Origin of the sequence: Hanamia caeni, assembly GCF_003721595.1 — a bacterium.
In the GTDB taxonomy this organism is placed as follows: domain Bacteria; phylum Bacteroidota; class Bacteroidia; order Chitinophagales; family Chitinophagaceae; genus Ginsengibacter; species Ginsengibacter caeni.
Window position 1 is genome coordinate 54,074 of record NZ_RJJR01000019.1, and the last position, 12,802, is coordinate 66,875.

A 12,802-nucleotide genomic window follows, 5' to 3' on the forward strand; every position below is an offset into this window, starting at 1 on the left:
TGAAATAAAAAAGCCAACGTTAGCTTCACCAAATAATTTATTTTACAAAAAAATCACTTTCAAAAAGATTTTACGAAACGCCGTCTTTTACGCCCCGGAAATATCCGACCGATTCAGCAATTCCGGGCAAAGGATCTTTCATATCTTTTTCAAATTCGATACCGCAATGGCCCGGATATTTTATTTTGCGAAGCGCCTTTACCAATGCCGGAAAATTAATAATTCCTCTTCCTGCCTCAATAGCTTTTCCATCCTGCTCCGCCTTTGTCACATCTTTTATGTGCATGTCAAAAATCCTCTTGTTGTATTTTAAAACGGCATTAGCAGGATCGACTCCGGCCCGCTGGGCGTGGCCAATATCGAGACAAAGCCCCATGCGAGGGTCTTTATTTTTTATCAGATCATAAGCTATCTGCGGATTAGGATACATTTTATCTTCCGGCCCATGGTTGTGAATAGCCAGCTTTATATTGTATGATTTTACTTTTTCCTGAACGTAATCAATCTGGTCGTGTTCCGGCACTCCGATGATCATCGAAACGCCCACATTTTTTGCATATTCAAAAGCCTGGTCCACTTCTGCTTTGTTTTTCATATAAATAACGCCAACTCCATAAATGCTGACGCCGCCATCTTTGTATTCCTTTACCACTTCATCAATTTTCTCTTTCGTACTGTCGTAAGGCAAATGAAAGTTTTTTAAAGTCATCGCATGAATATCCAGCCGCTGCATCATTTTGATGGATTGGGGAATATCAAAATTCAAAAACGTGTAATCGGCGATGCCCAAAGGAAGCGAGGCATCTTCTTTTGGAGCGCTATAAGCAAAAGAGCCCGCGCTGCTTAGCACCGGGCTTAAGGTAGCTGCAGCAATTCCGAAGGTGGTTTTCTTTAAAAAAATTCTTCTTGAATCCATTGTTTATAATTTATTTAGAAATTTTTTTCTAATTACAAAAATATAAATTTTGGCTATTTGTTGCTTTACTATTTTTTTATCCCGTTGGCCAGACCAGACGAGGATAAACTTCCTGAATGCAGATTTTGCCAGGCAATTTAAGAAAGCATTCGTTGGAGATATTCTTTTTTTATGCAACCAACTGCATGTGCTTTTTCATAATAAAATCTTCTTTGCGCGCTGTGCCTGCCGTAAATGTGAATGCCTGTTCAACAGGCTCGTAACCTGGCCTTGTGATATTGAAAACGTAAGTTCCTTCTGCAATGTGAGAAATGCAGTAGTAACCTTTGCTATCAGCAATCGCCGTATATTTTTGATTATGAGACTGGATGGTTGCTCCTTCGACCGGGTGATTAACTTCATCGGTAATATAGCCGCTGAAGCTGGCTGAGCCTTTGCCGGAGTGGACAGAAACGAGGTAATTAAAAATAAACTGCCTCTTTATGATGGCATCATACCTGAATATTTGCTGGCCATCTTTCAGCATTTCTATGGCGCTTTCATAAATGGCATTGTTGGCATTTATTTTTAATTGTGTAGCCATTTGGTTTTCCATTGTGATACTGCCAAATGCCATTGACAGGCCAATGAATTTGTCACCATCTGCCACAAACCTCGTTTGGAATTTTTCAGGCATATTATTGCCCTCCGTAAGCGCTTCTTTGTTATTTCTTATAAATGTACCAGCCACATCTGCCAGGCTGCGAACGGCGCTCCAGTTGTATAAAGCCGCTTTGGTATAAATTGAAGCCCCCGCCGCTTCCAGTTTGATAGCTGCCATGTCTTTGCCGAACGCTTTGTTGATATAAAGCTTAAGCAACTGCCAGTTGTCCATTACCTGCCTGCCCGCCAATTGTAAATCAATGCGCGCTTCTTTGCTTGTGGCCCTGTTGTGGAGAATTCCCGGAAGTTCCCTTGCTTTCCGTACTGATGCTATTGCCTCATAAATAAATGCTTCGGTATAATAAGCCTTAAATCCGGCAAATGTTTCAAGATTTTTTCTACACAATTCCCAGGAAGACAGACAAACAGCATAGAGAATTTCCTGGGGAATATTGTATTTTTTGCTCTTTTCATTCATAATATAAGATTTATCAATCAATCAGTTTGTTTATACCAAACGAATATCCGGGTACTTTTATTTTGACAGGCTCATCCATTCCGATACAATCAAGTACGCTGAGAGAACGAACTCCATATCTTTTAATCATGTGAGTTCATTTGTCTCATTTGTACTTATAACCGGCGCTTATTGGCAGTTATCTGCACTTTAGCCGCACCTATCTTCAACGTATTGGCAGATATCCGGCGCTACTTTGTCAATATCTGAACAATTGATGCAGGCCGCTGTGCTTACTATACAGGTATCTAAAATTAATTGGCTGTTATTTGTAGATTTGGGAGAGGCATCTGTAGATTATTGGTGCTTATTTATGCAATCCGGGCGGACCGCTGGCGGTTTAAAAAACTATGAATGAAATATAATGGTTTAGTGACGGTCAGGCACAGGTCGGGAGACCTGCGCCAGCATGATGTACATTGTCAAAATAATCTCACGCCTATTGCTAAACTTAAGGAACCAAAATCTGCATTAGCTATCTTAGTCCGATTAAAAACATTAATGTAAGAAATCTTTCCCGTCCACCTTTGAGTTTTTGAAAAATAGAATCCAAATGAAGGTTTTATACCTAAGTAAGTTTGTCCACTGATAAAACCAGGTCCAGCCATAAATGATACATAGACACTTTGGTTGGGGTGAAATGAAGCACCCGCAAGCAAATTTACCATTCCTTCAACAGCGTTGTCATTATTTGGTATGCTTCCATCAGGATTCAAACGCAAAACTTTATTATCTTCCAAATAAGTGTCTGCTGTAAGTTCAATTGTGGGTTTAAACTTAGTTTTGTTAATTAAGAATGCCTGAAGTCCAAGTCCCACTCCCCAAGGGTTGTTACCACTGGTATAGTCGTAAAGTGTATTGTTATAATTTGCGAAGATGTAAGAAGATATTTTTCTTGTCGTCTGACCAAAAGCCTGTGCCAAAAGAAAACAAAATAAAAATGTTGGAATAAGTTTTTTCATTGTTAGTTGTTGTTGAGTTAGCAGTTTAGTATTTTATTTGATCTTGTATTTCTTTTTTTGCTTTTATGAGAGCAGTTTTCCATTGGCTTATATAGTTGTCTTTTTCATAATCAGGATTTTTGTTTGATAGGTCAATAAAATAATTAATAAGTCCATCCCAATTTGAAAGTTGTCCTTTGTTATGAAGTGTCCAACCAAGTTCTTCTATTGTCCAGTTAGATTTTGCTGAATTACGAATCATTGAAGTGGTTATCCAATTGTTCTCGTTGTCTTGTCCGCCTCTTGCAACAGGAACTAAATGGTCAATCGTTGGGCATAATTCCCAATAAATTAAATGCGTTTCTGTCATCTTCCAGTTTTTGTGATACCTAAAGATTTCCGGAAACTCGATTGTCAATAACTTAATCAATCCAGGAAATAATAATTTGTCACCTGAATACTGTCTATAAAACCGTCTCTAAGAAAAACACGGCACATTTGGTATTTTGAATATTGCCGTTTTAAAACGGTGTTGGATGCAAACGGATAATGTGTTGTTGCAAAATCAAAGCAATCATTCTTTTTATCGTCAAGCAGGAGTTCACACAAATTTTTTATTATTAACGCTTTGTCCATTTTGGTGTCGCAACATTACAGCCAACACAATATTACAACTTTTAACTGCATTTACTGTCGCTGTTACTTTGATAACTGCTGGCCTGTCAATAATTTGCCTGATCGTCGGAACTCCGGGAAAACATTCATCGGTATGGCCAGCCTTTTTGCAAGAACCAACTATTAGAGATAAAAACAGAAAAATTATAAATTTAAAATTGTTTCGCATAAGAATTTTTATCATGACACTACAAACCTGGAGAACGTTGCATCAATAGCCACTCCGGTAATTCACCACCTTCAGATTTGGTTTCCTTCAGGCATATCTTAAAATTAAAAGCTTAGTCTTTTGTTCGTTTACTGACAGAATCCTTTTTCCATCAGGGTTGCCAACCTTCGAAGGTTGGTAACCCTATTACTCCATCTCCCCCACCACCTTCATCGTTTCCACGCTCACCGCGCAAACGCGCTTCAACAAATCAATCACCTGATCTTTATAATCAGCGAATTTATACGTGTTGAATTTTTCTGTTATCGTTGGGTCTTTGGGTTTCTTTTCTTTATATTGAACGAGTATCCATTCGAGGGCCGGGGGACATTTTTACCTTGGCCCAATAAAACGATCTCCATTAAAATGGATCATGTGAGCAGGAAAATCGACCACCCAGACTTCTGTTTCCCACGCAATGTTGGACGAATGCTTATTTAATTCAGCAAAATCGGGGAACGCTGTAACATAAATTTTCCCTGCTTTACAATCTTTCAATAATTCTTCTAATTCAATGACTCTTTTTGGTGAAACCGGGCCATGAGAAGTTACCGCTTCAACTAAAAAGAGCCAGTTTCTTTTTCTGTCAAATAGAACAACATCTGGTAATTTGCTATGTTGTGTGATTGGAATTCCAATTTCTTTCAAAACTTTTTTGTCAACATATAGATCTTTATTTGAAGTATCACCCAAATACAATACTTCACTTCCGTTTGCAAAACGTGCCGCAAAATCTTGTACAATTGCTGCCTGTACGATATTATGTTTTCCTGGAGAAAGTTTAAGAGTCTTACCATTACTTAACTTTACCGGAATCAGATTTTGCTTTCTTTCTTTAAGATATCGTTTTGAAAGTTCCCCTACTTCAGATTTAAATCTTTTTGCTGATTCTTTCCACGCTTTTGTGCCATAAGCTTTAATTGCTTCGAGAGCTTCAGTAGTTAATGCATAATGAGCATTGGGGCTATTAACAGGAAGAGAAGGATTATCAGGATTATAATCGGCTATTCTTGCCTGAACAAATTGGTGAAGAACCTGTCTGCGAAAAGTTTCTCTTGTGTTAGGTGCGTACTCTTTTTTATAAACATCCTTACAAAATGCCATGATACCTTTTGAAATTTTTTGGCTTTCTCTTGTGGCATTTGCCCATTTACGGTTCGGTTTGATTCCAGAAAGTGCTAATAAAGTATAAGCAGAAATTTCATTTTGTTGAGCTACAGGCAATCCTAATTCTTTAAGAATTGTTTTTGCCTCATCAATTTTACTCATAAGCAAATAAATGTTTTAACTGAAAGTGTTCATTTATGATTTGGTCAATCTTTGATTGGGAAAAATCGTTCAATAAAATTATCTGGTTGCCAATTGCTTTAATTTCGTCTAACGGCGGAAATGGCATTTCTCTTAATTCTGTGGCGCTGACGTTTATATTTCCATTGAATGTCCTAAAATAAGTATCGAAAAGGTTGCTATTTAATAATGCAGAAATACCTAAAATTTCATTTCTCTGAAGAAGACCTTTTCGTCTGAAGATGTAATTCAAATGGTTTTCAACACCAATAAACTCACCTTGAGAGATATCTGCAAAGTAAGGACAGGCAACTAATCTGCTCTTGTCATCTTTAGCACTGAAGCGACGCAGAAAAATATAATTTTTATTCGGCAGCAAAAGCGATTTGGTGGCTTCGCAATATTGAATGTATTGCGGCTTATTTCGTTTCACTACAGGCCACTCGAAATGCATTTTTGATGTATTGATTAATTGGTAGAGCGGAACTAAAAAAATATTTCCATTTTGATGTTCTTCGAATAAATATTCTGCTGCCCTGAATGAGACTACTGGCCCTGTAGAAATTTGGATATCATATTTCTGCAAATTTCCTGCCCACGATTTAAAAAGCTTAATCACATTATCATCCGTTTTGTTTGCTGGCAGGTGTATTATTTTTTCCTTAGTTTTAAAATCAATTAATTCGTCAGTGCTATATAACTTTTCCGTATAACTATTAATGTCTTTTATTCCATTTGAATGTGTTACGAGAATAGAAGAAAGGTTGCCATTCATTTTTTGTTTTTTTCCTTTCAAAATCAATGTTTCCTGCAAAACATTATCCCGATCAAAAGTGTCGGTTCTGGAACCAAACAAATGAATTTGCTGAATCCCGATCTCATCAAAAAAGGCTTTACGGAAAGCCCGAAAATAATTTCCAGATGCAAAACTTCTCGGAGTAATAAAAATTAGTTCCCCATCCTCTTTTAAAAGCTTTGCAGCAACCATCATAAAAATTGAATAGATGTTTGGTTGTCCCCACACGATGGGTTTAGCAATAACTGCACGTTTATCTTCTTTTGCTATTTTAAAATATGGTGGATTTGAAATAACAATGTCAAAAGTTGCATTTTTAGGTTGCGAAAAGAGCGTGGCATTTTGTTCAAAACAATCATTATTTGCAAGCACAAAATCGATAGTTTCAAGTTTTGAAACAAATTTGACTTTGTATTGCTTTAACCACTTGCCTAGATAATCAAGAATCGCATTTGTATATGGCAAAATATCCGCATCGGTTTCATATGCAACTAATTCAATTTCTGCCAAATTATTATCCTGTCTGACAAGTGTTTCAACAAGAGAGCTTGAAAGAATCGCAGTTCCGCAACCAGGGTCTAATATTTTGACGTTATTTTTTGGCTGCGACGCAAGCCCTGCCATGAAATGAGCAATTTTTGTTGGCGTAAAAAACTGGCCGTTGATTTTTTTATGAATCGTTGTAACTTTCTTTGCATATAACTGTCCTAACCTATCCGCAAACTGGCTGGGCAGTTCCTTTTTAAATGGTTTAATTTCCACACTTCCCGTCATGCCAACAAATTTAGTAAAAGTCTCTATTCAGGTTACAAATTTTTGATCACCTAATTGTGAAGTATTTAAAATTGAAACTACAACTTTCATCTTTGCTTTCCCAATAGCCCCAGTCGTTGCGCATGCTGTTTTTGATGGTGCCGTCAGGCGTAATAACTTTTCCGGCTTTGTTTTTTGTAGAGATTTCCGGTATCAGCATCAGGTCTTTGCTGCGGGCGTATTCATTCAGCAGGTTATAAAAGCTGTTGCGGATTGCCGTTTCCTTTTTGCTTCCTCCATAGTGAATGATCTTCTCAAGCTCTTTGTGGTATTGCTGAATTGCGTATATGCTCATTAGATGGTAATGGGATGGATTTCAAAGATATGGGAATTTTTAGTTGGGTGTGGAGCATGGACTATTGGTTATTAATTATTGGATTATTAAATTATTAAATTAAGCCGTTGTGTGATTGAAAATAACCCCAAAAGCGCCGTAGACGCGTCATTTTGGTAGAATTGTTATATTTTAATTGGGTTGAGCCCTGTAGGGGCGACACAAAAATTATCGCCCCTGTCTGCCGACAGCCAGGCTTACATAGCTTTGTGATTTTATTAAATTTTTTCTACCAAACTAGCGCCCCTGTCTGCCGACAGGCAGACTTACAGGGTTTGAAAGAAATTATTTTGAATATTTCAATCGCGCAACAAGTTAAATTATTTTTTGCCGCCGCCTGGTCTACCGGCCAACGACATAAAAGTTTCGGATAATTCTTCTGATCTCATTGGGTGAGACCAGACCCTGGCGATAAAAATAAAAATCCTCGTTATTTGCTGCCCTACTGACCCGGTCAGGCGGGGTTGCTTCACTATTTTAAAAGTGACACCTTTTTGAAAAGCTGTCACTTTTGCTGCCTATCAGTCCTCGGGCAATGTCTCCAACGGAGGCACATTGCCTGCAGAGCCGCTATAACCCTGGTTTTGATTGATGTGGCCATTCACATTTGCATCTATCGCTGACTGCGGTATAGGCCATAAAACATGATACGGGCTGAGCGTATATTCATCACCGTGAATGGTATGCACGCCTTTATTGTAGAACTCTGTGTGGTCCATGATCCAATCGTACCAGAAATTTTTTGTTGAAAAATCGCTCATGCTGTAAGTACGGCCTTTATAATCGGCCTGGCCGGTTTGAGCATAAATGTAAGCAATGCGGGTCAGCTCTACTTTGCGGTATTCTTCATAATACAATTCCCTTGCTCTTTCATCAAGGATGGTGGCAATTGTCACGTCGCCCGCATCAATGGGCTGTGCATGGGCTCTTTCTCTTACCACGTTAATATCCGCAGCAGCGTTTGCCAGATCTCCTTTCCAAAAATAAGCTTCTGCCCGCACGAGATAAGTTTCCGCTAAACGATAAACATACCATGGTGTATGCCCTCCATTGTTTAATGAATTTTGATGATCAGGTACGAAAGTTTTGTATTGAGGCCAATCATACCAACACCTGATAGTATCGCTGCACAAAAGCGCACCCGACTGACTGTAGAGTTGCAGATTTTTTCCATAATACGGATCGTCTTGATCGATCAATTTCGGGTTATTGTAAACCATATCTTCCATGCGCATCCAGTTTTGCCGGGAATGCCTGAGGTCGCCATCATCATTGTTCCAAATATCATGTGTGCTGTACCATGTGCCACGGCATCTGCCAATCCCTCTGCCGTAGGCGGTTTGCTGATCATATTCAATCCCGGTGGTTCTGATTGTTCCGGTGTGACCTAACGGCGTATTAATTTTATTATCCCAGTTGGGAACGGTTTGCCGCATTACGCTACTGCCTCCGCTGTAATCGCCATTGTCAATATATCCTTCGAGATCAATCACATAAAATAAGCCTTCTGTGTTAGCCGGCAGAACTTTATTAAGTGGCCGGTGCAAATCCCAGATCACATTATAGCCCGTATCGGCAAATCTTGGATCCATATCGGTTTCTCCACCAAAGCGGTTCTGCATCAGATGGTACACGCCTCCATCAATCAAAGAGGAAGCTGCTGCAATGGCTCCGTCAAAATCCCCAAGGCACAAATCTATTTTTGCCAGTAAATGCTGGCATGCGCCTTTTGATACCTGTCCTTTAGGTACGCCATCCGGCACCCACTGCACAGCCCATTCCAGTTCTTTTTTCATTTCCTGCAAAATCACTTTCCGGTCAACAGTTTGAAAATCCAGCTTGGGACCTGAATATAATTTTCCCGCGTAAGGCACATCACCGAAGCAATTGGTGAGAACATAGTAAGTATAAGCCCTGAAAAAATAAGCAGCGCCAACGAGCGCATTTCTCTCGGCCAATTGGGTGGCGTCAGTGGTATCCCATTTTGGCACATTGATATAGGCCAAAACTGTATTGGCATATTTCAGCCTGTAAAAACCTTGCTCCCAAAACCAATAAATACGGTTATGGTCTGCATTATCATTTTTTGAATTGATCGCATCAGGCGTAATGTCCACATTCATATCCTGGGCAGGCCCGGATTTGTCGGTAGTGCCTTCCACAGCCACATCAGAAAATATGCATTGTGTAATCATTGGTGCGCCATCCCCAAAAAAATCATACCTCAGATTTCTCTGGCACGCCACCAATGCATCCTGCAAGGCGGCGGCGGTGGTATAAGTCTGGTCCGGCGTATAAAATGAAAGGGGTTTCGGTTTCAGGTAACTTTTGTTGCAACTGAGGTTGGTCAATATAGCTATCAACGTGATTGACAACCCATAAATTATTTTTTTATTAATTGATTTCATGATCATTTTATTTAAGGTTGAACAATCAGAGTGTGAGGTTAAATCCAAAAGTGAAGGTTCTCGGAGTTGGGCCCGGACCGGAACTATCCCATTCAGGATCCCAGTACTCCCAGTCGGGAGCATACACCGCTGCATTTTTTACGGAAATGTAAAATTTCAAGTCTTCTATTTTTGCTCGTTCAACCAGGTTTTTCGGCAAGGTATAAGCAAGGGCTACATTGTCCAGCCTGATAAAATTTCTTTTGCGATACACGCTATAGCTGGCGCTTCCGTCGCTGGAGAAAATCCTCGAAAAGTCGGTGGTGGCATGATCCGGTGTCCAATAGGGATACACATATCCATCCGTACGATCGGGGAAACCCCCTTTATTTTTTGCCTGGTTAAAAGAAGACATAAATCCCCATGAAGAATAAATCAAAAATGAAAAATCGAAGTTCCGGAGGAAAGTAAAATTATTTCTCAACGTCCAATTGTAACGAGGCTTTGAAAAACCCAAAAACATCCGGTCTTCGTTGGTGTACTTGCCATCCCCGTTCACATCTTCTACTTTAAAATCTCCGGGCTTCTGACCGTACGTATTGGCTAAATCGGCTTCGCTGGTTTGATACACGCCTAACACTTTCAAGTCCCAGATGGCATCAATCGGGTGGCCTATGAACCATCCATTAGGTATATCGCTGGCTTCTTCTTTGCCAATAACATGGCCATCGGCATCAGTTACATCCACCATATTTCCATACAAATGCGCAATCTTATTTCTGTTTAAAGAGAAATTAAAAGAGGTGCTCCATCGGAAATTTTGCCGGTTAATATTGTTTGAATTTAAACTTATTTCCAGCCCTTTGTTATCCACCTCACCGAGGTTGGATTGCACATTAGCAAATCCCACCACATCAGGCAAGCTGCGATTTACGAGCAGGTTGGTAGTTTTCCCTTTATACACATCAATGCTGCCGCTGAGCACATTGCGAAGCAGCGAAAAGTCCAGCCCAATGTTGTAAGCGCTGGTCTGCTCCCACTTAAGATCGGGATTAGCCATTTGGGTTACGTATAACTGCGAAACCACGCTGGTAGTGCCATCAGGATTCACCACAAGGTATTTGCCTGTCGCGAGGTTGGATAATGCTGAATAACGCCCTATGTCCCTGTTGCCATTGATGCCGTAAGAAAGGCGAAGTTTTCCATAATTAAACCATGGTGCATTAAAAAACGATTCTTTTGTAAACACCCAGCCAAACGCTGCCGCCGGAAATTGCGCCCAGGGATATTTTTGACCAAAGGCAGAATAGCCGTCTTGCCTTGCAGACAATGTGAGCATGTAACGATCCTTATAAGAATAGAATACCCGCGCCATATAAGCGGCACCCGTGCTGTATTCGTCATCACTTGAAATAGTCTGGGTTAGCGCCGCTCCCATATTATGATAGCTGAGCACATCGCTGGGGTCGAAACCGGTGCCTACCATATCATTTTGCCAATAGTTGTATTTTTCTGCATTAGCAAGAAGCGTAACATCAATATGATGGTCATTATTAAATGTCTTGTTCCAGCTCAGGATATTATCAATTTGCCACTGATAAATTTGGTGGTTCTCCCTTTCTCCCCTGCCGCCAATTTTTGTAAAGTCAGGGTCTTTTACACCGTTGCCGTTGAAATAATTATAAAATTCAAATTCAGGAGAAAAGTTGACGGTATATTTTATTCCGAAAGGCAGGGAAACCTTACCATAGATGATGGAATTCAGTGTATAATATTTTTTCAGCCGGTTAGTATATTTTGTTTTAATAAACGGGTTTCTTGCTCCCGCCCCCGGGTCATCCTGCGGGCTATACCGGTAGTCTGTAGAATCGTCATTATAAAAACTTCCATAAGGTGAATTTTGAACAATCAGTCCCCAATTAACCGGCACGCCACTTTCATCTCTGTCTGCAAATTGTGTATTCACACCAACTGTCAGAAATTTAGTTATCTCTGCATCAATCTTTAGCCGGCTTTGAATGGTAGTGTATTTATCACCCACCACAATTCCCTTGTTGTTAAGGTAACCGCCAGACCAATAGTAAGAAAACTTATCTGTGCCGCCTGAAACACTTAATGTATAGTTTTGTTGCAAGGCATTCTGAAACATCATATCGTACCAATTAATGGCATGGCCTGCCAGGTAATTTTTTTGCTCTACCGGCTGAAAATTAAGCCTGGTAAGCCACACAGAAACCGGGTCGCCACTGGAAGCATCATAAGCCAGCCAGTCGTCTATGGAGATATTCGATGGCAATGTACGCGGATCGTCAAATTGATAAGGCTTTTCATTAAAACCATGAATACTTTTTTGCACATCCACGCGCCAGTTTACAAAGTCCTGCCCCTGGTAAACTGGCTGATTAATTTCCATAGTGGCAATGGCCAGGTTAGAATTAAAATTGATTGTCGGTTTTCCGGGTTTTCCCTTTTTGGTGTTAATCAATATTACTCCACTGGCAGATTTGGCGCCATAAACTGCTGCTGCGCTCGCATCCTTCAGTACATCCACCGTGGCGATATCCTGCGGGTTAATGTCGGATAAAGCACCGTAATAGATTACTCCATCCAGCACTATCAAGGGAGAGGTCCCGGCATTTAACGAATTGGTTCCTCTTATTTGCAGAGACCCACCAGGCTTAGCGCCCGACGTCACGCCCACGCTGAGGCCAGGCACATTTGCGCGCATGGCATCCTGGACCGAAGTAGGATTTTCATTTTGAAGTTTGGCCACATTTACTGAAGAAATGGCGCCGGTAAGATCTTTTTTCTTTGCGGTTCCATAGCCGATTACGACCACCTGATCCAGCGAGGAGACATTTCGTTCTAATTTGATATTAACCTGTCTTCTTCCCTTTATGGCTTCCGTTTGATCTTTAAATCCCACGAAGGAAAAAACGAGTGAGTCCGTTGGCTTGAGATTACGGAGCACATAATGTCCACTTTTATCTGTGGAAGTAGCATTGGCTGTTCCGGAAACAGCCACCGTAACCCCCAATATGCCTCCGGGATTATCATCGCTGGTTACAGTGCCCTGGACTGAGAGATTCTGGGCCAGCAGCGACATTGGCGCGCTGACCAGAGCGACGAAAACAACCATTAACGTGTTTCGAATTAGTGGTCTCATAATAAAAAATTTTTTGTGTTAAAAAATGAAAGGTTGGTTTATTTTTTACTAAAACAGTAAAAGCAGAAATAAGGAGTTTTTTTGTTTTAACAGGCTTTCAAACTTTTTGATCCCGTTGGT

Annotated in this window: 10 protein-coding genes; 1 reads left to right on the forward strand and 9 read right to left on the reverse strand. The window is 40.3% G+C overall.

Features of this window, described 5'->3' with window-relative positions; translation table 11 throughout:
- Positions 1–70 precede the first annotated feature (70 nt).
- From EFY79_RS18875 to EFY79_RS18890, 4 genes are all read right to left on the reverse strand, one after another.
- Positions 71–916, reverse strand: a complete 846-nt coding sequence (locus tag EFY79_RS18875) for a sugar phosphate isomerase/epimerase family protein (protein ID WP_123122307.1) — start codon at positions 914–916, stop codon at positions 71–73.
- A 169-nt stretch (positions 917–1,085) separates the two neighbouring features.
- Positions 1,086–2,036, reverse strand: a complete 951-nt coding sequence (locus EFY79_RS18880; protein WP_123122308.1) for a carboxypeptidase-like regulatory domain-containing protein — start codon at positions 2,034–2,036, stop codon at positions 1,086–1,088.
- 461 nt (positions 2,037–2,497) lie between these two features.
- Positions 2,498–3,037: a hypothetical protein gene (locus EFY79_RS18885; protein WP_123122309.1), complete on the reverse strand. Its 540-nt coding sequence runs from the start codon at positions 3,035–3,037 to the stop codon at positions 2,498–2,500.
- Positions 3,038–3,062: 25 nt separating this feature from the next.
- On the reverse strand, positions 3,063–3,386 hold the full coding sequence (locus EFY79_RS18890; RefSeq protein ID WP_148041978.1) for an HNH endonuclease: 324 nt from the start codon (positions 3,384–3,386) through the stop codon (positions 3,063–3,065).
- A gap of 166 nt (positions 3,387–3,552) precedes the next feature.
- On the opposite strand from EFY79_RS18890, the gene EFY79_RS21315 reads away from it, so the two are divergent.
- Positions 3,553–3,909 carry a hypothetical protein gene (locus tag EFY79_RS21315; protein ID WP_148041979.1) on the forward strand — a complete coding sequence of 119 codons (357 nt, stop codon included), beginning with the start codon at positions 3,553–3,555 and terminating at the stop codon, positions 3,907–3,909.
- Positions 3,910–4,232: 323 nt separating this feature from the next.
- Here the strand turns inward: EFY79_RS21315 and EFY79_RS18910 are convergent, their stop codons facing one another.
- From EFY79_RS18910 to EFY79_RS18935, 5 genes are all read right to left on the reverse strand, one after another.
- Complete coding sequence (locus EFY79_RS18910) at positions 4,233–5,168, reverse strand: BsuBI/PstI family type II restriction endonuclease (protein ID WP_123122313.1); 936 nt, start codon at positions 5,166–5,168, stop codon at positions 4,233–4,235.
- A complete protein-coding gene (locus tag EFY79_RS18915) occupies positions 5,161–6,756 on the reverse strand; it encodes an Eco57I restriction-modification methylase domain-containing protein (RefSeq protein ID WP_123122314.1) in 1,596 nt (531 codons plus the stop codon). The genes EFY79_RS18910 and EFY79_RS18915 overlap by 8 nt, the downstream gene beginning before the upstream one ends.
- A gap of 46 nt (positions 6,757–6,802) precedes the next feature.
- Positions 6,803–7,090, reverse strand: coding sequence for a hypothetical protein (locus EFY79_RS18920; RefSeq protein WP_123122315.1), 288 nt, complete (start codon positions 7,088–7,090; stop codon positions 6,803–6,805).
- Positions 7,091–7,650: 560 nt separating this feature from the next.
- Positions 7,651–9,537 carry a RagB/SusD family nutrient uptake outer membrane protein gene (locus EFY79_RS18930; RefSeq protein WP_123122317.1) on the reverse strand — a complete coding sequence of 629 codons (1,887 nt, stop codon included), beginning with the start codon at positions 9,535–9,537 and terminating at the stop codon, positions 7,651–7,653.
- Between the two features lie 25 nt (positions 9,538–9,562).
- A complete protein-coding gene (locus EFY79_RS18935) occupies positions 9,563–12,682 on the reverse strand; it encodes a SusC/RagA family TonB-linked outer membrane protein (protein ID WP_199727584.1) in 3,120 nt (1,039 codons plus the stop codon).
- Between the last annotated feature and the right edge of the window lie 120 nt (positions 12,683–12,802).